A 22504-nucleotide genomic window follows, 5' to 3' on the forward strand; every position below is an offset into this window, starting at 1 on the left:
CTTCACCATCCCCCACCCCAAACCGCGGTGCCCCCATGACCGACACCCTCGCCGCGCCACGCCCCGCCGCCCCCGCCGTCGAGGTCGCGCAGCCGCCGGCGGCCGCGCCGGGGCGGCTGCTGTCGCTGGACGTGTTCCGCGGCCTCACCGTCGCCGCGATGCTGCTGGTGAACAACCCGGGGACGTGGAGCGCCGTCTACGACCCGCTGGAGCACGCCCCCTGGCACGGCTGGACGCCCACCGACCTCATCTTCCCGTTCTTCCTGTTCATCGTCGGCGTGGCGATGACCTTCTCGTTCGACGCGCAGCTCGCGAAGGGCGCCTCGCCGGGCCGCGTCTGGGCGCGCGCGGCGAGGCGCTCGGCCGTCCTCTTCCTGCTCGGCCTGCTCCTCGCCGCGTTCCCTTACTACAACCTCGACCCCGGGCACCTGCGCGTCATGGGCGTGCTGCAGCGCATCGGGCTCGCCTTCCTCCTCGCCGCGACGGTCGTCCTCTTCACCTCGCTGCGCGCGCAGGTCGGCGTCGCGGCCGCGCTGCTGCTGGGCTACTGGGCGGCGATGACGCTGGTGCCCGTCCCCGGCTTCGGCGCGGGCGACCTCTCGAAGGACGGCAGCCTGGCCGCGTACGTCGACCGCATGGTGCTGGGGACCGACCACCTGTGGGCGCAGGCGAAGACGTGGGACCCGGAGGGGCTGCTGAGCACGCTGCCCGCCGTGGCCACCGTGCTGCTGGGCGTCTTCGCGGGGCGGTGGCTCCGCGGCGGGCGCACCCCGGCCGAGCGCGCGGTGGGGCTGTTCGCCGCCGCCAACGTGCTGCTCGTCGCCGGACTTGTCTGGAATGCCGCGTTCCCGATCAACAAGAACCTGTGGACCAGCTCGTACGTGCTCTTCACCGGGGGCGTGGCGCTGCACGTCCTGGCGATGACCTACTGGCTGGTGGACGTGCGCGGGTGGAAGCGCTGGACGCGGCCGTTCGTGGTCTTCGGCGTGAACGCCATCGCCGCGTTCTTCCTCTCCGGCGTCATGGCGCGCCTGCTGACGCTCATCAAGGTGCCCGGCGGGAAGACGCTCAAGGGGTGGATCTTCGACGGCGCCTTCGCCTCGTGGCTTCCGCCGCACGCCGCGTCGCTCGCCTTCGCCCTTTGCTTCGTGCTCTTCTGGATCGGCGTGATGGAGGTCTTCTACCGCCGCAGGCTGTTCATCAAGGTGTGACACCACCTTCCGAAACCGGCTGCGCATTCCACGCCACACGAGAAGTCATCCTGAGGGAGCGTCCGCGCGCAACTCGCTCCCGCGCAGATGGTGGGACGCGACCGAAGGATCTACTCCGCGTGTCTGGTGGCCAGATGCAGCGCGCAGAAGCCGGCCTCGCTCCGGGGTGAGTAGATCCTTCGGTCGCCGCCAAGCATCGTTGCCGAGGCAGGTTCGGCGCAGCGGCTCCCTCAGCTCGACTTTGGCCTTTTTTCCTCGCACCGGAATCAGGTGGGAGGAAGGCCACGAGATCGCTCCTAGCGGCACCTGCGACGGAGATTCGAATACTGTCGTACTCCTTCGAGAAACCGGAGTGCAACAGAATTCCGCCCGGTCTTAGTGGCAGCTAACGCGCTGTGTGTCAGCAGCTCCTGCGAATGATTGTAAGTACAATTTCCATAAGCGCTTGCGACACAGCCCGAAAAGTTGAACACTGTTCAAGTTCACGTTGAACGTGTTCAGAATGGACAAAGTCGAGCTCAGGATGACATCCACTGCCCGCAAAGCAGCAGAGTCAGCGGAGAACGAGGTGTTCCTCTGCTGACTCTGCTGCTCTGCGTGAGTAAGTCTTCTACCTCGCCCTCACTGCCGGCAGGGAGCCTTCGGGTCGGGCTTGGGCTTGTCGACCACCAGGCGCCGCTCGCGCTCCGCCACGGCCACGGCCACGTCGTGGACGAAGGAGGCCACGCGCGCCATGTGGTCGTAGTCGATGTACTGCGGCTCGTCGCTCACCTGGTGGTAGTCCACGTGGTAGCCGAGCGAGAAGTAGGTGATGGGGATGCCGTAGCGCGCGTACATGAAGTGGTCGCTGCGGCAGTAGCGGTTCAGCGGGTGCCCCGGCGCGTCGAACGAGTAGTCCACCCGCATCGGGTTCGGCCGGCCGGCGTTGAGCGCGTCGATCAGCTCGCCCAGCTCGGTGGAGAGCCGCCGCGAGCCGATCATCTGCAGGTACCAGGGGCCCCCGCCGGGGACGTCCTCGGCGCGGCCGCGCCCCACCATGTCCATGTTGAGCGCGGCCACGATCGACTCGCGCGGCACCGTGGGGTGGTCGGTGAACCACTCCGAGCCGTAGAGCCCCTTCTCCTCGGCCGTGTGCGAGACGAAGAGGATCGAGCGCCGCGGCCGCTCGCCCCGCGAGGCCAGCTCTTCGGCGATCTCCAGCAGGGTGACGGTGCCGCTGCCGTCGTCGTCGGCGCCGTTCATCACCGAGTCCATCCGCACCCCGCCGTGCGCCCGCCGCAGACTGTCGCGGATGGCGGTGATCCGCGCCCACTGCCCGTTGCTGGGCTCGCCGGGGTCGTCGTTGGCGCCGCGCGGCCGCATCACCCGGTTGTAGGCGCGCACCGAGTCGTGGTCGAACGCCTCGGGGAGCACGCCGTCGTGGTCGTTGTGCGCGCTGACCACCACGTACTCCCCGCGCGCGGCGGGATCGCGCCCGCGCAGCACGGCCACCACGTTGCGCGCCGGCGCCTCGGTGGGCCGCGCGGCGAAGCGGAAGCCGCCCCCTACCTTCTTCCCCGCCGCGCCCACGCGGGCGTTCGCCAGCCGCACGCCCAGCATCCGCTCGGCCGCCGCGGCGCTCACCAGCACGCCGGCCGCGCCCGCGCCGGCGCCCTCGCCGCGGTCCATCTCCATCCGCTCCTCGCCGAAGAACTCGAGCAGGGAGGGAGGGGAGACGTCGAGCGAGGCGACGGCCACGAGCGCGGCGCCGGCGTAGCGCTCCAGCCCCGGGTTGCCGGCCCAGAAGCGGTAGTTCGCCCGCCCGTCCTGCCCCGGCGGCGGCGCGAAGACCACCACCTTCCCCGCCGCGCGCCCGGGGTCGATCATCTCCGCGCCGATCCGCCCGCCGTAGACCACGTCGGCCCCCTGGGCGGCGAAGGCGGGGCCGAAGGGGAAGATCGTCCCGTAGCGCGGCACCGGGAAGAAGTCCTCCCCGGGCCGGAGCGGCGCGCCGTCCACGGTGAGCGCGGCGCCGGGCTCCAGCGCGTTGACCACCAGCGGGACCGCCTGGAAGAAGGTGCCGTTCTCGCCCGCGGGCTCCAGCCCCAGGCGCCGGAACTCGGCGGCGACGTAGTCGGTCCCCATCGCGTTCCCCCGCTTCCCCGCCTCGCGGCCGCGCATGGAGTCGTCGGCGAGGACGTAGAGCCGCGTCATCAGGTCCGCGGGGGTGATCGCGGCCGTCGTCGGGCGCGGGGCGTGGGTGCGCGGCGGCTCGCCGGTCTGCGCGGCGGCGGGGGCGGCGGCCAGGAGCGCCAGGGCGAGCGGCGCGATCGGTCGGCTGCGGGTCACGGAGGTCCTTCCTTCGGAGGTGCGGTTCGGCGCCGTCGCCCGCGCCGCATCGGGCAGACGCGAGGAGAAGGCGCGCGCGACCGGGGCCGGTCGGCCGGCCCGATCGCGGGGAGATGGCCCGGGAGGGGGGATTCTACCGCCGGGCCGCCCGCCGGGTCCACCCCCGGCGCGGTTTTCCTCTGCTACCTCTGCTTCCTCTGCGTGAGAAAAGCTTTTTGAGGAATTTGATGAGAGAAGAAAGCCGAGGCGGCGAGATCGATCGTCTCCGCCGCCTCGCCTACGTGTCTGTTGATCGGCCGATCCGCTCAGCGCGACACGCGGACGTCGCCCTCCAGCAGCGTCATGGGGCCGAAGGTGGGCTGGCCCAGGAGGCCGGCGTCGACGCCCACGGTGCCGTTCAGCCGGTAGTTGATCGACTGGCCGGTGACGGCGCGCAGGAGCACGCTGCCGATGGTGGGGAGGTCGTCGAAGTTCACGCTGATGTCCAGCGGCACCATCTGCTCGCCGCCGGGCTGCAGCGGCACCCCCAGCGGGAAGTCCACCTGGGCGGCGTCGCGCCCCTGCAGCTGCAGGCCGCCCGCCAGCCGCGCCAGCGTGATCCCCACCGGGTTGGGGTTGCTCACCCGCGCGTAGAGCCGCACCACCGCGCCGCCCGACGGACGGCCCGGCCCCGGCGGCAGCAGCCTCAGCTGCGCCTGCTGGCCGCCGTCCACCCGGAACTGCGGCGCCTGGATCCCCAGCTGGGCCAGCGTCGCGCACCCCGGCAGCGCCACCACCGCCAGGAGCAGCGCCCCGCGTCGAAGCACCTTCATCGTCATCTCCCTCGTCTGACTCGTCTTTCCCGATACCCCCCGCGGAGGCGCGGCCGATGCCGGCGCAACTCCATGCGCGGCATGCGGATATGCAAATCGGGAGCCGGGGCCGGCGGGGGCCGGAAACTCCGCGCCGCGGCGGGAAGGCCGGGCCGCCGGGGTGGAATGGATAGTGCATACCCGGCCCAGGCTCCCGTCCCCGCCGGACGACACTCCGCCACCCGGCGCGAGGACGGTCGGAACGAGCAGGACCGGACCAGGAGACGGCACCCACAGTCTGCCCCAAGGAGGTACCCGGTGGATACCGACACGACCCTCGGACAGCCGGCGCCGGCGCTCGCGGAGGTGCTCGACGGGCTGAACGACCTGCTCCAGCTGGACCATGACGCGATCGCCGCGTACGACGTGGCGATCGAGAAGCTGGAGGACCGTGACCACGCCAGCCAGATCGCCGGCTTCCGCCGCGACCACGAGCGGCACATCCGCGAGCTGAACGAGCTGGTGCTGCGCCTGGGCGGCACGCCGAAGAACGAGCCGCACCTCACCGGGCCCTTCAAGACGGCCATGCAGAGCCTGGGCGGCCTGGCGGGCGACAAGGGGCTCCTGCTGGCCTGGCGCACCAACGAGCTGCAGGTGCGCACCAAGTACGACCACTACGCCAGCCGGGCCATGCTCTGGCCGCCCGACGTGAAGCGGGTGATCGACGGCGCGGCGCTCGACGAGGAGCGGCACTACGCCTGGGTGGCCGACGTGCTGCAGCGCATGGGCGTGGGCCACGGCGAAGACCCGCAGGTGCACGCCATGAACGCGGCCCGCGAGCAGGCGAACGTGAGCGGCGGCGTGGTGGACCGGGCGAAGGAGACCGTGGCCGACGCGGCGAGCGCGGTGGGCGAGGCGGTGAGCGGCGTGGCGGGCTCGGTCGGCGAGAGAGCGTCGAGCCTGGCGGGCTCGGTGCGCGAGCGGGTGGCGGGGGGCGCGGGGGCGGTGAGGAACCGCATCTCCGGGCTGCTCGACACCGAGGAGGGGCCGCTGTCGGGGCCGGCCGCGCGGGTGCGCGGCGGCGTGGACGGCGCGCGCGGCGCGGCGGTGACGTTCGAGGAGAGGGTGCGCGAGAAGCCCGTGCAGACGCTGCTGGTGGCGGGCCTCGCGGGGTTCATCATCGGCCGGCTGCTACGCTAAACGGAGGACCCATGGCAGAGATCCGCATTTCGCACGAGGGCGACCCCGACGCCACGCTCCCCGCCGGGGCGGCGCCGGCCGGGGTGAACCGCACGCCCGAGACCGACCCCGACCACCTGCTCCCCGAGCGCGCCGGGCGCGGCACGCCGGGCACGGTGGCCGCCAGCAGCGACCCCGACGTGGTGCGTGACGAGATCGAGCGCACCCGCGCCCGCATGTCGGAGACGATCGACACCATCGAGGAGGTGCTCCTGCGCAAGAAGGAGCGCCTGGAGGAGCGGCTCGACGTCGCCGCGCCGGTGCGCGAGCGGGTGCGCGAGCAGCCCTGGCTGTACGTGGGCGGCACCTTCGCGGCCGGGCTGGCGCTGGGCCTGCTCACCGGCGGCGGCGACGACGAGGACCACCGGCGCGCCGTGCCCACCATGGAGATCGGGCTGGACACCGACGACGGCACCGAGCACTCGGAGGACCGCGGGTGGAAGCGGCGCGCGAAGAAGTGGGAGAAGCGGGCGCGCAAGCTCCAGAAGGCCAGCCTCCGCCACGAAGAGGAGATCCGCACCCTCCGCGGCGGCGCGGAGGAAGAGGAGGAAGGCGGCGGGCTGTTCGGCGCGGTGAGCGCGGGCCTCTCCGGCGCGGTGGCGGGCGTGGTGTCGCGCCTGACGGGCGGCGGCGGGATGGACGTGGAGGTCGACCTGGAGCAGCCGCGGGGGACGACCGACACGCTGTACGGCGGCCAGGCGCAGGGGACGGCCGGGGCGTCGTACGCGGCGCAGCCGCAGGGCGACCTGCAGGTGGAGGTGGACCTGGAGCCGGCGCACGGGACGCCGCACCCGTACTACAGCGGCCCGCCGCGGGAGCACCACTACCACCATGCCGGCGAGATGCAGGTGGAGGTGGACCTGGAGGAGGAGGGGCGCGGCCGCAAGCCCGTGCTGATGGGCCTGGTCGGCACCGCGCTGACGGCGGTGGTGGCGACCGCGGTGGCGAGGCTGGTCACCGGCCGTCGCCGGGAGGCGCGGGAGCTGGACGTCGAGGTGGAGCTGGAGCGGCAGGCGTCGTACGCGGCGCAGCCCACGTACACGGCCGCCCCCTCGCCGCCCCCGTACGCCTCGCCCGTGGGCGCGGCGGGCACGGAGGTGGAAGTCGACCTGGAGTCGCGGCCCGGGAGCACCTACCCGTTCACCGAGGGCGAGATGGGCTCCGCGCCCCGGGCCGGGGAGGAGCTGCGGGTGGAGGTGGACCTCGAGCGCCGCCCGCCGGCGACGTGAGCCGGGCCGGCGGAAGCCGATGGCGGTTCGAGGGAGGGCGCCGGGAGAGATCCCGGCGCCCGCTTCTTTGGGATTCCCTGCGAAGACAACAGCTTTTTTCACGCAGAGGAAGCAGAGGAAGCAGAGAACTCATCGCTTTCGTGGGTCCCTCTGCTTCCTCTGCGTGAGGCTTGCTGTTTTCTGGCCTGGGATCAGTGCGGCGCCGGGGTGGAGAGCGGAGGCTGGTGCGCGCGCTCGGAAGCGGCGGCCGGACGGTGGCGGCGACGCGGGGTGAAGGCGGCCAGGAGGACGATGGTGAAGGCGACGGCGAGGAGGCTGAGCGTGGCGTAGCGGTCGTCGTTCCACCAGAAGGCGCTCCAGGCGACCTGCGAGAGCGCGGCGAGAGCCAGGAGCGGGACCTCCAGCCGGCGGCGCAGGCGGCTGAGCGGCGCGGCGAGGACCAGGAACGAGTAGTAGTAGCAGGTCAGCTCCGGCAGCAGCACCAGCCAGGCGAGCGAGAGCGCCTGCGCGGCCCACAGGCGCCGGACGCGGCGCAGGATCACCAGGAACCAGGCGCCCGCGGCGGCGGCGAGGAGCCAGAACAGGGGCCGGGTGCGCTCGCGGCGCGCGCTCCGCGCCTCCTTCCATGGGGCGACGGGGTCGGGCGCCCGCTCGTCGCGCAGGTACTCGAGGCGGGCGGACCCCGGGCCCCGGCCCACTCCGGCGGCGAGCAGCGTACGCAGCCCGACGTGGTTGGTGAGCGGCGTGCGCTCGTGCACGCGGATGTGGCGCGCGAAGCCGGCGTAGGAACCGCGCCCGACGACGGCGAGGCTCGCGGGGACCAGCACCGCCGCGGCGAGCGCCCCGCCCGCGGCGAAGCGCAGGACGGGGCGGGGGATGCGCCGCGTGCGCACCAGGCTCCAGAGCGCCAGGGCGGCCGGGCCGGCCAGGAGGAGCACGGGGAAGACGCGCAGCAGCGCCGAGCACGCCAGCGCCGCGCCCGAGGCGGCGTACCAGCGGCGGCGCGCCAGGCAGACGGAGAGCACCAGGAAGAAGAGCCAGTCCTGCCGGAGGAAGGCGCCTCCCGTCCAGTAGAAGGTCGACCACGCCTGGCACCCCCAGAACACCGCGCCCAGGGCCGCCACCCGCCACCCGAACGCCCACCCGAGCGCGCCCAGCATCCCCAGCAGGAGCACCACGTCCAGCGCGCCGAGCGCCTGCAGCCAGCGCGTCCCCGCCGGGCGCAGGCCGGCGAGCGCGCCGCCCGCGAGCGTCCAGGCGGGCGGCGGGTTGTAGCCGTGGTCCTGCTGCATCCGCTCCCAGTCCGCCGGCCCGGCGGCCAGGCGGAAGAAGCGCACGTCGGCGCGGAAGGCGGCCCAGCGCGCGGGGGTGAAGCGCGCGCGGCAGGCGGCGGGCTCCGCCAGCGCGCGGGCGGCGGGGACGAGCGTGTTGTCCACGCCCAGGTTGCGGATCAGCCGGCCGGGGGCGCGCACCTCGGCCCGCAGGTCGGCCACGGCGGGGCGGCCGCGCTCGCCGGGGTAGCGGACGGCGCCCAGCTCGTCCATGGCGACGGCGGCGCAGCGGTAGAGGCCGTCGTAGCCCAGCTCGCGGAAGTAGCGGCTGCCCACGAAGTAGTGGTACTGGTCCCAGACGTGGTAGAAGCCGCGGTACGAGTACAGGGCGCCCGAGAAGTACGCCGCCACCGCCGCCGCCGCGAGCGCCAGCCCCACCCGCCGCTTCACCCGCGGCGCCACCGGCCGCCCGGCCCGCGCGCGGTGCCGCTCGTAGACCACGCACGCGAGCGCCGCCGCGACGACGGCGACCTTCGCCGTGTCCATGGCGACGTTGCCGCCGAACGTGAGCCGCTGCACCGCGGCGTGGAAGAGCGTGAGCGTCGCCGCCCCCGCGGCGCAGCGGAACAGGACGCGCCGGTCGCCCGCCAGCCGCCGGTCCGCCAGCGCCAGCGCGGCGAGCCAGACGACGCCCCCCACCAGGGCGGCCAGGCGCAGCGGCGTGAGCGGCATCGGGAGCGGGGGATCGCAGGGAAGACGGGTCGGGAAGAGGTGCGAGCGCGGAAGGTTAGCGGCGGCGCACGGAGGCGTGCAACCCGGCGGTTTCCAGCTTGCACGAACGTCGGCGCCTGCCGCAGCTTCTGCCGCGAGCGATTCGTGGAGACGACGAGGCTGTGCGCCTTATCAGAACGTAGATGCAGCGATTACCCGTTCGCGAGACCGCTCGCCTGATCGTGGTGGATGCCGCGGGCTCGATCCTGCTCGTTCGTTATCGCGATCATCGGGTGAGCGGCCGGTGGTACTGGGCCACGCCGGGAGGGAGTGTCGAGCCCGGCGAGTCGCTGGAAGACGCGGCCGCTCGCGAGCTCCGGGAGGAGACGGGCCTTCGGCAGGCGATCGGTCCTCTCCTCTGGCGGCGGCGCTTCCAGTGGGAATCGCCGCAAGGCTGGGTGGAGCAGGCCGAGACTTTTTTCCTGGTGCGGGTCGACGAGGTGTCCCCGGTCGTCCGGAATTCGTCGCCCGAGGCGATCGAGGAGCACCGATGGTGGAGCGTGGCCGACGTGGAGAGGACGGCGGAGACGGTGTATCCCGAGGAGCTGAAGAGCCGGCTTCCCCGGTGGCTGGGTCTCCAGGTCGATGCCCGCTAGTCGGCCCCGCACCAGGCCAGGCTGGTCGAAGTCGAAGGGGACCGGAGTCGCTTCCGGTCCCCTTCGACGTTCGATCCGGCGTCGGCCGGGATCAGATCCCGAAGCCGTAGCCGTTGCCGTTCCCGTACCTCCCGGCCGGGTCGGAGCCGGCGTCGGGGCGGTAGCCGTCGCCGGGGGCGGGGTCGAGGCCGGCGTGGGCGTAGCGCTCCTCGGTGGACGGGACGCCCTCGCCGGGGCCGCGCACCTGCACCTCGATGTCCGCGTCCTCCATCGCCCGGCGCTCGCCGATGAGCTGCCCGGCGGTCTTCACCAGCGCGAAGCCGAGCCCGAATGCGCCCAGCGCCAGCACGGTCCTGCCGGGGTGGAGCGCGGCCTTGGTGTACAGGCTCGACTTCATGATGTGCCCCGGCTGGTCGCCGCGGGTGCGGCCGGAGAGCGGCGAGGGCGCCCACAGCGCCTCGTCCTGCGGCAGGGAGCCCGGCTTCTTCCGCTTCTGCTGGCGGTACATCGTGGCCTCCATGTACCGGTCGGCCAGGCGCGGGGTCAGCACGCCCATCATCGCCATCATCCGCCCGCCGCCGCCCACGGTGATGGAGCGCTTCGGGTGCTGGGCGCACTCCAGGATGGCGTCGGCCACCACCTCGGGGGCGTAGACGGGCTGCGGGTGGCGCGGCTCGGCGTCCATGTAGTTGCGCGCGTGCTCGGGGTACGGCGTGTCGATGGCCCCGGGCTTGACCAGCGTCACCGAGACGGGCGCCCCCTCGTGCTCCAGCTCCATGCGCAGGGAGTCGGTGAACGCCTTCACCGCGTGCTTGGTGGCCGAGTAGTGGCCCTGCAGCGGGATGGCGCGGTCGGAGAGGATGCTGCCGACGTTGATGAGCGCCCCGCCCTGGGCCCTGAGGTATGGCAGCGCCGCCAGCGAGCCGTTCACCACGCCCCAGTAGTTGGTCTCGAAGAGGCGCCTCGCGTCGTCCACCGGCACCCGCTCCAGCTCGCCGTAGACGGCGACGGCCGCGTTGTTGACCCAGGTGTCGATGCGCCCGAAGGCGCGGATCGCCACCTCGGCCACCTCCAGCATGGCGTGGGCGTCGGCCACGTCGCCGGCGTGCCACTCCACCTGGGCGCCGAACTCGCTGCGCAGGTCGGCGGCGATGCTGGCCAGCTCCTCCTCGTTGCGCGAGTTGATCACCAGTTTGGCCCCCCGCTCGGCGGCCGCCCGCGCCGTGGCGAGCCCGATCCCGCTGTCCGCCCCGGTGATCACCATCACCTGCTCGTCGATCGGCTTCAACTTGATGCGCATCTCTTTTTCTCCCTTGCAGTTGGACCACGTCGTCCAGGGGGAGGAAGGCGGCTGCAAGGGGTGGGCCGGAGCGGTGGAAGAGCGCCGAGCACGGGGTTGCGTTTCCATCTACAGGGGTTACGGCAAATCCAGGATCGGAAGTTCTCACGACCATGTGGAATTGCCCCACTGCCATCGTCTCGCCCCCAGAGGAAACATCCGGGGCTTGCGACAAACAAATTAGTACCCATTTTGGTGTCTCTCTTCAGTCCGCCCCCAACGATCACCGAACCAGCCCTCATGGCCGATACACCGTCATCTCCTCCTGGCGAACGACTCGCACCTCAGTTGCGCCTCGCCGTCGTGTTCGGCGTCGTGTTCCTCGTTCTGATCCTGGTGCTCGCGGTTGCTCTTCCCCAACCGTCTCAATTCCAGATTCTCGTATTTCGCGTTACGCTCGCACTGGCAGCGGCGGCAGTCGGGGCGATCATCCCCGGCCTTTTGCACGTAGAGGGCAAGCTTCTCCAATTCACTCTTCGCGCGAGCGGAGCGCTGGCACTGTTCCTGGTCGTCTACTCCGTGAACCCTCCGGCGCTCGTGGTCGACACGCAAGCCGTTCCGGGTGACTCCACGTCTACATCCTCGGGTCCTCCGATCAACTATGCCGACACCGTAAGAAACCAGGGCCCGCGTACACGCCCCAGGACCGTCGGGTCAGGGACGGGCATGGAGCCTGTTTACCCCGCTGAGTTGGAGCAAAACTTTCACAAGCAGAGCATGCTCCCGCTCCTGAGCCTGTTCGGACGCAGAGCGGCGGTTCCTCGGATCACCAGCTTTGACCTGAGCGAGCGCAAGACGTCTTACGAAGAGGAAGCGCCCGGTGACCGGGGACAGCCGCGAAATCGCTCGGACCCGGGCGAGCCTGTCGAGCTGCGCAACTTGCGTCGCTTCTCGATACCCGACAACTGGGGTCCTTGCACCCTCTACAATGACGTTCGCGTTCTCGAAGGCCTCCGCCGGTTCGTGCAGCGGGCGGGTCGCCCGGCGATGCTGCGGTATCTTACCTCGACGAACAGCCTGAATTCACTCGCGAGCAGCGGCGACCCTGTTTTGAGGCAGATCATGCCGAGAGGTGGCGACTGGCACCGCGTCGACGCTGCTGATCGCGATGTGATCCTGGATTGGATGCGTGGCTGCGTAGGGATTTTCTTCCCTGTTTTCACGATCACGCTGTACAATCCGAACAGCTACGAAGTCTCGGTTCCCAGCGTTCGTTATTACGTGATCGCCGCCAGTCCAGGGGAGGCCGGGGCCGGAATGTTTGCTTACTCTCTCTTCCCCGTCGCAACGTACGCTCACACGATACGGGTGATGCCGGGTACGGGTCCGAGGCAAGCATACCGTCCCAGTCTTCCGCTTCCGTCCGAGTTCGGATGGGATGAGGGTAGCCTTCGACGTGACCGCGCCGGCAATATTCTGGTAGCGCCACCCGCCAGGCGGACGCTGCAGAACCCTACCCCAGTGATTCCCGCTCGCGGGCATGTCAGTTTCGAGCTTCAAATCGCATCCGAGGAAGGTGGCCTTCTGGGGGATGTCTTGATGAACATCGAACTGGTGACGTCCGCAGGATCGGTGCGGACCGGAGAGTTCATCGTTGAGCTTGGTACCGGGGGTGGCTGACCATGTCGACTGTTGACCGATGATGGCCCTATGGCAGGCCACCTCGTTTCTTGAATGGTAGGTTGAAAGCTTCGGCATGTCGCCCGGTGTTCCGAGCGAGGTAAGGCCTGATTACACGTCCGATCGATCCGGAGCTTCCGCCTACCCCCCCGCCAGCGCGTCCAGCAGCTTCTGGTGGATGTTGCCGAAGCCGCCGTTGGACATGACGAGCACCACCTCGCCGCCGGAGAGGCGGGGCGCCAGGTGCGCCACGATGTCGTCGGGGGCGGGGATGAAGTGCGCCTCCTTCCCCGCGGCGCGCCAGGCCGCGACCAGCTCGAGGGGGTTGAGCGCCGTCTCGGCCGTGTAGCGCTCGGGGTGGAAGAGGCCGGCCAGGATCACCTCGTCCGCATCGGCGAAGGCGTCCTGGTACGGCTGCTGGAATTCGCGGCGCTGGGCCGTGTAGCTCCGCGGCTCGAAGACGGCCACCAGCGGCCGGCTCCCGTAGCGCTGGCGCACCGCCTGGATCGTCTCGCGCACGGCGGTGGGGTGGTGGGCGAAGTCGTCGATCACCACCACGCCGTTCACCTCGCCGCGCACCTCCATCCGCCGCTTGACGCTGGCGAAGGTGCGCAGCCCCTCGCGCACCCCCTCGCGGTCCGCGCCGATGAACTCGGCGACGGCGATCACCGCCAGGCAGTTGCGCACGTTGAAGGCGCCCGTGAGCGGCGTCACCACCTCGCCCCACGGCTCGCCGCCGCGCAGCGCCGTGAAGCGCGTCCCCTCGGGCCCGAAGCTCACCCCCTCCGCCGTCCAGCGCGGGTGCTCGCCGTCCGCGGGCAGCTCTTCCCCGTAGGCGAACGACTCGACCGGCGCGAAGGCCTTCGGCGCCAGCTCGCGCACGATGGATGAGTCCCAGCCGGCCACCAGCGCGCCGCTGCGGGGGACCAGGTTGATGAAGCGCGAGAAGGCCCAGCGGTACGCCTCCTCGTCGCGGTAGATGTCGGCGTGGTCGAACTCGATGTTGTTCACCACCGCCGCGAAGGGCAGGTAGTGCCACATCTTGGGGCCCTTGTCGAAGTACGCCGTGTCGTACTCGTCGGCCTCCACCACGAACCACTCCGAGTCGGTGAGGCGGAACGAGGAGCCGAAGTTCTCGGCCACGCCGCCGATCAGGAAGCTGGGCTCGAGCCCCGCGCTCTCCAGCACCCACGCCAGCAGCGACGTGGTGGTGGTCTTCCCGTGCGTCCCCGCCACCGCCAGGGGCCTGCGGGTGCGCAGGAACTCCTCCTTCACGGTGCCGGCCGCCGAGGTGTAGGGGATGCGCTCGTCGAGCACCGCCTCCAGCTCCGCGTTGCCGCGCGAGATGGCGTTGCCCACGATCACCCAATCGGGGCGCGGCCGCAGGTTGTCGGGGCTGAAGCCGACGGCGTAGTCGATCCCCAGCTCGCGGAGCTGGTCGGACATGGGGGGATAGACGTTCTCGTCGGAGCCGGTGACGCGGTGCCCCGCCGCGCGCAGCAGCCCCGCCAGCGAGGCCATCGCCGTCCCCGCGATGCCGATCAGGTGGTAGTGCTTCGGGTGCGAGGTCCGGACCTCTGGGCGGGGGGCTGTCATCGGGTTCCGTAACGTCCTGCGTTGGCTGGGCTTCCGGGTCGGGCCGGGCTCTTGCGAAGAGCATGCCCCCGAACTGCGAGGGTACAGGGGACAGGGAACAGGGGACAGCCTGCAACGGCCATGCGGTTTGCTTGCTGTTCCCTGTCCCCTGTAACCTATCCCCTGATTTTCTCCCGCGCCAAACGCAGCCGATGACCGACGAAGGCGTACTCGCCATCAACGACTCGCTCTGGGTGCCCCGGGCGGAGCTCACCTACCGGGCCACGCGCTCCGGCGGCCCGGGCGGGCAGCACGTGAACACCTCGTCCACGCGCGTGGAGCTGGCGTGGGACGTGGAGGGCTCGCCCAGCCTGACGGAGGAGCAGCGCGCGCGCATCCGCGAGAAGCTGGCGAACCGCATCAACTCCGAGGGCGTGCTGCTGCTGGCCGCCAGCGAGCACCGCAGCCAGCACCAGAACCGCGAGGCCGTCACCGAGCGCTTCGCCGAGCTGGTGCGCCAGGCGCTGGTGGTGCCCAAGGCGCGCAAGAAGACGCGCCCCTCGAAGGCCGCCCGCGAGGCCCGCCTGCACGCCAAGAAGCGCCGCTCCGAGGTCAAGCGCCTGCGCCGGAGCCTGCCGGAGGACTGAAAGTGCGTGAGTGCGTGAGTGCGAAAGTGCGAAAGTGCGAAAGTGCGAAAGTGCGAAAGTGCGAAAGTGCGAGGTACGGCGAACGCGGGCGCCGAATGCGGGTGGGGTTAATGCGGGTGAACCCGCGGCTGGAAATACGAGAAGCCTCGCCGACCTGAATCGCGGGAACGGATTCGGAGCGGCGAGGCTTCTCGCTACCTTCGCACTAACGCACTAACGCACTAACGCACTTTCGTACTCTCGTACTTCCGTACTTTCGCACTGCCGTACCTACACTATCTCCGCCCCGGCACCGAGTTTGCGTTCCCCACGGCCCGACGACGGTCCGAGGGGGACGTCGCGGCGGAAACTCAACCCGTGAGGTAAAGCCATGTCGATCCTGTGGATGATCATCCTCGGCCTCATCGCCGGCGCCATCGCGAAGCTGATCATGCCCGGCCGCGACCCGGGCGGCATCATCGTCACCATCCTGCTCGGCATCGCGGGCTCGCTGCTCGGCGGGTTCCTGGGCCGCATGCTGGGCGTGGGCGACGGCGACATGACCGCGGGCCTCATCGGCTCCATCATCGGCGCCATCATCCTGCTCTTCCTGTACCGGATGATGGTCGGCCGCCGGACCACGCGCATCTGACCAGGCGCGGCAACCACTTCTTCTTGAGCGAACGGAGCAGTCATGCCGGTCACGGAGCTGAAGGAAGTCCTCAAGCACGAGCTGGGCGACCTGCTGTACGCCGAGCGCCGCATCCTCACCATGCTCAAGACCATGGCGAGGGAGGTGTCCGACCCGCAGATGAAGACGCGGATCGAGGAGCACCACGGCGAGACGGAAGGCCAGATCGAGCGCCTGGAGCAGGCGTTCGAGGCCATCGGCGAGAAGGCGAAGGCCGAGAAGTGCGAGGGGATCATCGGGCTGAAGGAAGAGCACGACTCCTTCAAGTCCGAGGAGAAGCCCAGCAAGCCGATGCTCGAGGCCTTCGACCTGGGGTCGGGCCTGCGGGTGGAGCACTACGAGATCGCCGCGTATCGCACCGCCATCACCATGGCGACGGCGCTCGGCGAGGACCGGTGCGCGGGGCTCCTCCAGGAGAACCTGCTCGAGGAGGAGGCCATGGCCAAGTTCCTCGAGAAGAACGCCCTCCGCTCGCTCAAGAAGCTGGCGCAGCAGGGCGGCGGCGGCGGCAAGTCCGCCTGACCCGCCGGTCCTGGCTCAGCCAGACGCGAGCCCCCGCCGGACGAGCGCCGGCGGGGGCTCCGCTTTGCGAACGGCACCAGCACGCCACCGCCCGAACAAACCGGACAGCTGCGACTGCGACTACGGATCTGGGCGTGTCCCTCCGCTGCGCTCCGGGCCGGGCTGCGCGCGCGGTAGGGCAGCAAACAACGCTGCCCAACCGCGCCGGGCCGCCACCGCCACGATACCCCCGTGGCGGCGGCGTCCCGGCCCTCCGGGCGCGCATCCCTCACGCAAATTCGGCCCCGACGGCGAAACCCCCGTAGGGGCGAGGCCTGCCTCGACCGCCCCGCCCGCCGCCACACGCGTGGCCGCCTCGCACCTCGAACCCCGCCACCGATCGCGGTTGAAGCCTCGCGCCGTTTGCGAGGCTTTCCGTGGTTCCAGCGAGTGTCTTCAGGCGCTCGCGTCGTCGGCACTCGCGTCGGCGTCCGCCTCCGCGCTCTCTCCCAGCATCTCCTCCATCCGCGACAGGCAGCGCGAGAACTTCTTCCCGAACGGCCCGGCCAGGAACGAGGCGGGGAACAGCTCCCCGAGCGCGGCCTCGGACGTCGCCGCGAAGGCCACCGAGTCGTCGTAGAGCTTGTCGACCAGGTGCACCCAGCGCAGCGCGTCGTACGGGTGCGCGAACGGCTCGATCCCCCGCACCAGCAGCGCCCCGATCCGCCCGGCCAGGGCGGCGTAGCGGATCGGGTGCACCTGCCCGAGCCCCGCCATCAGCTCGCCGAAGCCGGCGACGAGCGTGCGGGCGTCCGCCCGGGCGATCCTCCGCTCCATGGCCGCGTCGTCCAGGAAGTACGCGCGGCCCGGGTCCGCCTGGAAGCGGCGGTGGCGGTAGTCCTCGCCCGCGACCTCCAGCACCTCGAAGGCCGAGGCCAACTCCTCGATCTCGGCCGTGAAGCTCTTCTGGTCGAAGCGCCCGCGCCCCAGCTCGTCGGGGACGGTGTTCGAGGTGGTGGCCACGCGCACCCCGCCGGCCAGCGTGCCGCGCACGAAGGCCAGCGCCATCTTCAGGTTGCCGGGGTCGTCCAGCTCCCACTCGTCCACCGCCACCAGGTGCATCCCGCCGAGCGCCGCCCGGGTGCCCTCCACCCCCAGCAGCCCGATGGTGTAGACCAGTTCGTCGAAGCTCAGGTACGCGCTCGGCCTGGGTGCTTCGTGCCAGAGCGCCGCCAGGAGGTGCGTCTTCCCCACGCCGAAGCCGCCGTCCAGGTACACGCCGCTCCCCGCGCGCCTCCCGCCGAAGAGCCCGCGCACCAGGCCGCCCAGCCCGGGCCGCGCCCCTTCCCGCAGCTCGTCCGCGACCTCCCGCAGCCGGCGGACGGCCTCGGCCTGCGAGGGGTGCCGCGGGTCGGGCCGGTAGTCGTCGAAGCGCTTGTCCGCGAAGCGCGGCGGCGGGACGAAGCCGGCCACCAGCTCGCCCGGGTCGGGGCGCGCGGGGATCTCGCGGAGAACCGTCTGCAGGTCGAGCAAAACGAAAGCGTGCGCCGGGTGTCACGGTCGGTCGGGAGCGGCCCCAACCTAGCCGCCGCCGGCGCCGGGACAAGGCCGGACGAACGGAGTGGGCGAACCGTGGTCTTCCGTCGGCCCCGGCCGTGCACGCGAGTTGATGCGGGCGGCTGAATCATGTCGTATTGTGTCTCTCCCACGCGGTTCCTTCATCCCTCCGCTTCCACCGGGGGCTGGACCATGTCCATCTTCACCTTCCACAACCCGATCGTCTCCGCCGCGCAGGCCGCGCTGCACCACGCGCTGGTCCGGCAGGGGCACCCCGACACGGCCAGCCTGAGCGCGGGGCACGAGAAGATGCAGCAGCTGGTGAAGCTGGGCCGGGGCTTCACCGGGCCGCGCAGCCCGGCCCCGGGCGCCGACACCACCGAGGAGGTGGCCGACGAGTGCCTGAAGCTGTACCTGGACTACGTGGCGGCGCGCTTCGCGGGGCACGAGCAGAAGGCGCAGCAGCTCTACGACGAGCTGAAGTTCTCGGTGTGCGACCCGCTGTGGCTGGAGGCGATCACCGCCTACGAGGACTTCGTCCACTGCGAGGGCGGCAGGGTCAGCTACACGGGGCTCCAGCCCGGCGAGGACGTGGGCCCCTTCCCGGTCGACGCGAGCCCGCTCCGCATCGCCCTGCTCGCCGACTGGGGGACGGGCGACGACCTGGCGAAGAACGTCCTGGCGCAGGCGAAGGCACTCGCTCCGCACCTGCTGATCCACATGGGCGACGTCTACTACGCGGGGACGCAGGCCGAGCAGCAGGCCTACTTCCTCGACGTGGTCGAGCAGTACTTCCCGGGCACCAGGTCCGGCCGGTTCCCCGTCTACGTGATCCCCGGCAACCACGACTACTACTCCGGCGGGACCGGCTTCACCTGGCTGATCGGGCAGCTGGGGCGGCAGAAGGGGAGCTACTTCTGCCTGCGCGGCGAGGGGTGGCAGGTGGTGGCGCTGGACACCGGCTACAACGACCGCGACCCGTTCACGGTGGAGAGCAACATCACCGCGCTCACCGACGACCAGGTGGCGTGGCTGGCGGACGTGATGGGGAGCGCCGGCGGGCGCAGGACGATCCTGCTCACGCACCACCAGCTGTACAGCGGCGCGGGCCCGGTCGGCGAGCAGGACCAGGGCGGGCAGACGGTGCGCTGGGGGATCAACCCGCTCCTCTACGAGCAGGTGCGGCCGTACTTCGGCCAGATCCCCGTGTGGCTGTGGGGGCACGAGCACAACTCGGTGGTCTTCCAGCCGCGGCAGGGCGTGCCGCCGGGCCGGTGCATCGGCTCGGCCGCCGTGCCGATGATGGTGATCCAGGACCCGTACCGGCAGGACGCGACGCTGCAGGGCGTCGACGGCATCGACGTGCCGCAGATGGACCCTTCGCACGAGCTGGGCAACAACGGGGTCGAGTACTACCACGGCTTCGCGATGCTCACGCTGGACGCACAGCAGGCGACGGTCACCTACTACCAGGTCCCGCCCGGCGGCGCGTACCAGGAGATGCTTAGCGAGACGTACCCGGCGGCGGGGTGACACGGGGTCCGACCGCGCGCTGACGGCAGGCTCTGGCGCCGCCGCGGGGCCCTCACCCGCCGCCTTAGAGCGGCAACCCTCTCCCAACTTCGGGAGAGGGTGGACTTTACGGGTCGGTGTGCGAGGTTGGGATTTCGCGTGAAAACGTAGGGGCGAGGCCTGCCTCGACCGGCGGGGGTCGGCCCCTGCGCGAGAGGCGGGGCAATGTGCCAATGCCACCTCCGCACGGACTCGCAGGCTCGCCCCTACGAGACCCCCCGGTGCTGCGCGCGACGAAACCCCGCGTGAGGGATGCGCGCCCGACAGGGCCGGGACGCCGCCGCCACAGGGGTATCGTGGCGGCGGTGGCCCGGCGCGGTTAGGCAGCGTGGTTTGCTGCCTTACCGCGCGCGCAGCCCGGCCCGGAGCGCAGCGGAGGGACACGCCCAAACCGCAAGTGCGAAGTGCGGGAGATCGGACTGGCCGATCCAGCACTTCGCACTCAGGACTTCGTACTTCGCACTCAGGCGTTACAGGCCGGAGCGGACGAGGAAGATCCACTCCCAGCCGTCGGGGCCGCGGCGGAAGCCGGCGCGCAGGTCGAGGTAGTTGGGGGTCGTGGCGTACTCCGGCGGGGCGGCCCAGACGGGGGTGCCGCGCACGCCGGCGATGCCGCGGTCCAGCAGGAAGGGGAGCCGCCGCAGGTCGTTGGCGCGGTAGCCCCGCCACGCGCCGATCGCCTCCAGCGCGCCCTCGGCCCCCTCCAGCGAGTGCACGAAGTCGCGCGACATCACCGCCCGCAGCGCCTCGAGGTCGCCCCGCACGGCGGCGTCGCGCACGGCCAGCGCGAAGTCGGCCAGCTCCAGGCGCCGGGCGTCGGCGGGGGCGAGCGGGGCGTAGGCCACGCGGGCGCTGTCGACCCACCCCGTGGGCTGGCCGCGGCAGACGATGCAGCGCACCAGGAGCCCCGCCGAGTCCGCCCGCAGCACCTGCAGCCGCATGAACATGTGCGGAAGCGTGGTGGGCGCGGAGTCGCTCCGGAGCACCAGCCCCGGCTCGCGCGTCCACGCGTCGGTGGCGGTGAAGGCGGGCGGCGGGGGTGGGGGCGGGGCCGGCGGCGGCGCGGGGACGGGCGCCGGGCGGCGCGGCGGCGGCCCCCCGCAGGCCGCCTGCAGCGCCAGCGCGAGCGCGAGCGCGGCCGTGGCGAGGCGGCGCGTCATGCGGCCAGCTGGGTGAAGACGGTGCGCCACGGCTTGAGGTCGGCGCGGAAGAGGCCGTCCCGCACGCACGGGTCGCCGTCGATGAAGGCGCGTGCCTCTTCCTCGGAAGCCGCGTTGATCACCGCCAGGTTCAGCGAGGCGTCCTCGCAGCGGCCGGCCAGGAAGAGGCGGCCGGCGGCCAGCGCCCGGCGCAGGTAGTCGTAGTGCCGCTGCACGGTGGCGATCTCCTGCTCGGTGATGGTCTCCACCAGGCGCTCGCGCGTGGGGCGGTAGAAGATGGCGAAGTTTCCGGTCGACATCGCGGTCCAGGGGGTCTGGTTTCCCGTCGGGGGATGCAGGCGATAAATTCGGCGCGCACGGCCGAAACGCAACCCGACCCCGGCTTCCGCGCCCCGATCTTGCCCGCGCCCGCCCCGCTCGCCCTGGTCTGCTCGGTCCCGCTCGAGTGCGAGCGGCTCCGCGGCTGGCTCGCGGACGCCGCGCCGGTCGAGGTCGGCCGCAAGGCGGCGTGGAGCGGGGTGCTGGGCGGCGCGCCGGTGATCGTCTTCCCCGCGGGAATGGGCAAGACCAACGCCGCGCACGGGCTGACGGCGCTGCTGGAGAGGCGCGAGGTGCGCGGGGTGCTCGGCTTCGGCGTGGGCGGCGCGTACCCCGGCTCGGGGCTGGAGGTGGGCGACGTCGCCGTCGCCTCGCGCGCCGTCTACGGCGACGAGGGGGTGGAGGCGCCGGGCGGCTGGCTCTCGACGGAGGGGATCGGCATCCCGCTTCTGGAGCGCGGCGGCGAGCGCGTCTTCAACGAGATCGCGCTCGACCCGGCCCTCGCCGGGCGGGCGCGGGCGGCGCTGGAGGCGGCGGGCTTCCGGGTGCGCGTGGGGCCGTTCGTCACCGTCTCCGCCTGCTCGGGTACGGCGGCGCGGGGCACGGAGCTGGCCCGCCGCTTCGGGGCGCTGTGCGAGGGGATGGAGGGCGCGGCGCTGGCGCACGTGGCGGCGATCTACGAGGTGCCGTTCCTGGAGCTGCGGGCGATCAGCAACCGGGTGGAGGACCGCGACCTCTCGCGCTGGCGGCTCAGGGAGGCGGCGGAGGCGGCGCAGGAGGCGGTGCGGGTGGTGGTGGGAGGGTGGGGGGGCGAGGAGGGCGGGGGGGCCAGGGGCGGCTGAAGCCGCGGCAACAACTGCAGAAAGCCTCGCCTGGACAGGGATCGGCGCAGTCGAGAACTCGGTGCGCGCGAGGCTTCAACGGCTTGCGGAACCGGGCCCTGGACCGGGGCGGGAGCGGGCGCGTCGCAGGCCGACGAAGGGATCAGGTCGAGAGATGGTGGAGACGACGAACGAGGTGAGGACGCTGTCGCTCGGGTTTTCGCCGTGCCCGAACGACACGTTCATCTTCCACGCGCTGGTGCACGGGGCGGTGCGGGCGGAGGGGCTCGCCTTCGAGCCGCGGCTGGAGGACGTGGAGACGCTGAACCGGCTGGCGGAGGAGGCGGCGCTCGACGTCACCAAGGTGTCCTACGGCGCCATCCCGCACCTGGTACGCGACTACGTGCTCCTGCGCAGCGGCGGGGCGCTGGGGCGCGGGTGCGGGCCACTCGTGGTGGCGCGGGAGGAGGCCGACCCCTCGGAGCTGCGGACGAAGCGCATCGCCATCCCGGGGCGGAACACCACGGCCAACCTGCTGCTGCGGCTCTGCGCGCCGGACGCGGCCGCCGGGGTGGAGATGGTCTACAGCGACATCATGCCCGCCGTGGCGCGCGGCGAGGTGGACGCGGGGCTCATCATCCACGAGTCGCGCTTCACCTACCCGGCGCACGGGCTGGCGAAGGTGATCGACCTGGGCGAGTGGTGGGAGCAAACGACGGGGCTGCCGATCCCCCTGGGCGGCATCCTGGCGCGGCGCGGCCTGGGCGCCGGGACGATCCGCGCCGTGGACGACGCCGTCCGCCGCTCCGTCGAGCACGCCTTCGCCGACCCCGCCGCCTCGCGCGCCTACGTCCGCGCCCACGCGCAGGAGCTGGACGACGCGGTCACGCAGCAGCACATCGACCTCTACGTCAACCACTTCTCCGCCGACGTCGGCCCCGAGGGCGAGCGGGCCATCGAAGAGATCTTCGCCCGCGCCCGCGCCGCCGGCATCATCGCGGAGGACGTCCCCTCGCCGTTCCTGGCGGACTGAGCCCCGACACGTCCGGGGATAACCACCGCGCAAGGCAGGCTCCGCACCGATCCGCAAAGTACCCTCTCCCGAAGTCGGGAGAGGGTGGACGCCCTGAGGCGGCCGGGTGAGGGCCTCATACCATTTCGCAGGGAATCGTTCGGGTATCAGCCCTGAAAAGGTCTCACACAGAGGGCACAGAGAACACAGAGGAACAGCGGAGAGATTGAAGTTCTCTCCGTGTCCTCCGTGTCCTCTGTGTGATGCCAATCTGTT

The 22504-nt window shown here is 71.5% G+C and carries 19 protein-coding genes; 11 read left to right on the top strand and 8 right to left on the bottom strand.

Annotated features, from left to right (window positions below):
• Nucleotides 1-35: 35 nt before the first annotated feature.
• On the top strand, nt 36-1211 hold the full coding sequence (locus VF746_20845) for a heparan-alpha-glucosaminide N-acetyltransferase domain-containing protein (protein HEX8694888.1): 1176 nt from the start codon (nt 36-38) through the stop codon (nt 1209-1211).
• A 621-nt stretch (nt 1212-1832) separates the two neighbouring features.
• Here VF746_20845 and VF746_20850 read toward each other — a convergent pair.
• On the bottom strand, nt 1833-3539 hold the full coding sequence (locus tag VF746_20850; protein ID HEX8694889.1) for a M20/M25/M40 family metallo-hydrolase: 1707 nt from the start codon (nt 3537-3539) through the stop codon (nt 1833-1835).
• Nucleotides 3540-3844: 305 nt separating this feature from the next.
• A complete protein-coding gene (locus VF746_20855; GenBank protein HEX8694890.1) occupies nt 3845-4351 on the bottom strand; it encodes an LEA type 2 family protein in 507 nt (168 codons plus the stop codon).
• Nucleotides 4352-4648: 297 nt separating this feature from the next.
• Here VF746_20855 and VF746_20860 point away from each other — a divergent pair, with 297 nt between their 5' ends.
• Both VF746_20860 and VF746_20865 read left to right on the top strand, forming a co-directional pair.
• The gene (locus VF746_20860) at nt 4649-5530 is read left to right on the top strand and encodes a ferritin-like domain-containing protein (GenBank protein HEX8694891.1); all 882 of its coding nucleotides are present in this window, start codon (nt 4649-4651) and stop codon (nt 5528-5530) included.
• Nucleotides 5531-5541: 11 nt separating this feature from the next.
• On the top strand, nt 5542-6798 hold the full coding sequence (locus VF746_20865; GenBank protein ID HEX8694892.1) for a hypothetical protein: 1257 nt from the start codon (nt 5542-5544) through the stop codon (nt 6796-6798).
• A 191-nt stretch (nt 6799-6989) separates the two neighbouring features.
• On the opposite strand, the gene VF746_20870 is transcribed toward VF746_20865, so the two are convergent.
• A complete protein-coding gene (locus VF746_20870; protein HEX8694893.1) occupies nt 6990-8801 on the bottom strand; it encodes a hypothetical protein in 1812 nt (603 codons plus the stop codon).
• A 182-nt stretch (nt 8802-8983) separates the two neighbouring features.
• On the opposite strand from VF746_20870, the gene VF746_20875 reads away from it, so the two are divergent.
• Nucleotides 8984-9436: an NUDIX domain-containing protein gene (locus VF746_20875; GenBank protein HEX8694894.1), complete on the top strand. Its 453-nt coding sequence runs from the start codon at nt 8984-8986 to the stop codon at nt 9434-9436.
• A 91-nt stretch (nt 9437-9527) separates the two neighbouring features.
• Here the strand turns inward: VF746_20875 and VF746_20880 are convergent, their stop codons facing one another.
• Entirely contained in the window at nt 9528-10736 is a 1209-nt protein-coding gene (locus tag VF746_20880; GenBank protein HEX8694895.1) for an SDR family oxidoreductase, read from the bottom strand.
• A gap of 279 nt (nt 10737-11015) precedes the next feature.
• Between VF746_20880 and VF746_20885 the strand changes: the two genes are divergently transcribed.
• Nucleotides 11016-12395 (top strand): hypothetical protein, encoded by a 1380-nt coding sequence (locus tag VF746_20885; protein HEX8694896.1) that lies wholly within the window; start codon nt 11016-11018, stop codon nt 12393-12395.
• A 141-nt stretch (nt 12396-12536) separates the two neighbouring features.
• Here VF746_20885 and mpl read toward each other — a convergent pair whose 3' ends face one another.
• The gene (gene mpl / locus VF746_20890; GenBank protein ID HEX8694897.1) at nt 12537-13991 is read right to left on the bottom strand and encodes a UDP-N-acetylmuramate:L-alanyl-gamma-D-glutamyl-meso-diaminopimelate ligase; all 1455 of its coding nucleotides are present in this window, start codon (nt 13989-13991) and stop codon (nt 12537-12539) included.
• A gap of 191 nt (nt 13992-14182) precedes the next feature.
• Between mpl and arfB the strand changes: the two genes are divergently transcribed.
• The 3 genes from arfB to VF746_20905 all read left to right on the top strand — a co-directional run bounded on the left by arfB (nt 14183) and on the right by VF746_20905 (nt 15809).
• Entirely contained in the window at nt 14183-14617 is a 435-nt protein-coding gene (arfB, locus tag VF746_20895) for an alternative ribosome rescue aminoacyl-tRNA hydrolase ArfB (GenBank protein HEX8694898.1), read from the top strand.
• Between the two features lie 370 nt (nt 14618-14987).
• Nucleotides 14988-15248, top strand: a complete 261-nt coding sequence (locus VF746_20900) for a GlsB/YeaQ/YmgE family stress response membrane protein (protein ID HEX8694899.1) — start codon at nt 14988-14990, stop codon at nt 15246-15248.
• A gap of 42 nt (nt 15249-15290) precedes the next feature.
• Nucleotides 15291-15809, top strand: a complete 519-nt coding sequence (locus VF746_20905) for a ferritin-like domain-containing protein (protein ID HEX8694900.1) — start codon at nt 15291-15293, stop codon at nt 15807-15809.
• Between the two features lie 435 nt (nt 15810-16244).
• On the opposite strand, the gene zapE is transcribed toward VF746_20905, so the two are convergent.
• Nucleotides 16245-17321 carry a cell division protein ZapE gene (gene zapE, locus VF746_20910; protein ID HEX8694901.1) on the bottom strand — a complete coding sequence of 359 codons (1077 nt, stop codon included), beginning with the start codon at nt 17319-17321 and terminating at the stop codon, nt 16245-16247.
• A 216-nt stretch (nt 17322-17537) separates the two neighbouring features.
• Here zapE and VF746_20915 point away from each other — a divergent pair, with 216 nt between their 5' ends.
• On the top strand, nt 17538-18878 hold the full coding sequence (locus tag VF746_20915; GenBank protein ID HEX8694902.1) for a metallophosphoesterase: 1341 nt from the start codon (nt 17538-17540) through the stop codon (nt 18876-18878).
• 509 nt (nt 18879-19387) lie between these two features.
• On the opposite strand, the gene VF746_20920 is transcribed toward VF746_20915, so the two are convergent.
• Entirely contained in the window at nt 19388-20077 is a 690-nt protein-coding gene (locus VF746_20920) for a hypothetical protein (protein HEX8694903.1), read from the bottom strand.
• Nucleotides 20074-20376 (bottom strand): YciI family protein, encoded by a 303-nt coding sequence (locus VF746_20925; protein HEX8694904.1) that lies wholly within the window; start codon nt 20374-20376, stop codon nt 20074-20076. The genes VF746_20920 and VF746_20925 overlap by 4 nt, the downstream gene beginning before the upstream one ends.
• A gap of 99 nt (nt 20377-20475) precedes the next feature.
• On the opposite strand from VF746_20925, the gene mqnB reads away from it, so the two are divergent.
• Together mqnB and VF746_20935 are read left to right on the top strand one after the other, a co-directional pair.
• Nucleotides 20476-21237, top strand: a complete 762-nt coding sequence (mqnB, locus tag VF746_20930; protein ID HEX8694905.1) for a futalosine hydrolase — start codon at nt 20476-20478, stop codon at nt 21235-21237.
• Between the two features lie 154 nt (nt 21238-21391).
• Entirely contained in the window at nt 21392-22249 is an 858-nt protein-coding gene (locus VF746_20935) for a 1,4-dihydroxy-6-naphthoate synthase (protein HEX8694906.1), read from the top strand.
• The last annotated feature ends 255 nt before the right edge of the window (nt 22250-22504 follow it).

The organism is Longimicrobium sp. (assembly GCA_036389795.1).
GTDB lineage: Bacteria > Gemmatimonadota > Gemmatimonadetes > Longimicrobiales > Longimicrobiaceae > Longimicrobium.